The organism is Burkholderia sp. BCC1638 (genome assembly GCF_902833195.1).
Classification (GTDB): domain Bacteria; phylum Pseudomonadota; class Gammaproteobacteria; order Burkholderiales; family Burkholderiaceae; genus Burkholderia; species Burkholderia diffusa.
Genome location: NZ_CADFEC010000110.1, coordinates 1 through 520, shown reverse-complemented (window position 1 = coordinate 520; position 520 = coordinate 1). Strand labels below are relative to the sequence as shown.

The 520-nt window shown below is 73.7% G+C and carries 1 protein-coding gene; it reads right to left on the bottom strand.

Annotation, left to right across the window (positions count from 1 at the left end; translation table 11 throughout):
• Positions 1-122: 122 nt before the first annotated feature.
• Positions 123-520, bottom strand: a 398-nt coding sequence (locus tag HWX22_RS31430; protein ID WP_175917010.1) for a periplasmic heavy metal sensor, incomplete at its 5' end; no start/stop codon positions are given.

Below are 520 nucleotides of genomic sequence, written 5' to 3'. Positions count from 1 at the left end.
CTGCGCATGCACATCGGGCCAGGTGGGAGGACGGAACGGTCCGTCGAGGCGGGATTGTCGGCAGCCGGGCGAAGCGGCTTCGCACGGGGTGCGCGGCGTGGCGCGCATCCCGTACCTTCACGTCACTGACGCGGCGGGATCGGCGCGCGTGCCGCTCCCGAGCGCCATTGCCCGCTGTGCCGCAAGCCGTCGACGAAACGCTGGCGTTCGTCGGGCGACAGCGTTTCGGCGAAATCGACCACGTTGCTCTCCACCTGGGCGCGCAGGCGCAGGTCGGCGTCGCGCGTGCGCGCGAGCGCCTCGTCCACGGCCGAGCGATCGAGCTGGGGCATGGCCAGCAGGTCGAGCACGTCGCGGCGGCCCTCGCGGGCCTCGCGCACATAGACGCGGCCGTCGCGACGGGCCGCCTTCAGCGCCTCGGCGAATTGCTGCTGCCGCTCCGGCGGCAGGCCCTCGGCGGCGAAGCGCAGCGCGGTCCTGGCGGCGGGCGCGCCGCCGACATGATGGCGGGAGAACAATT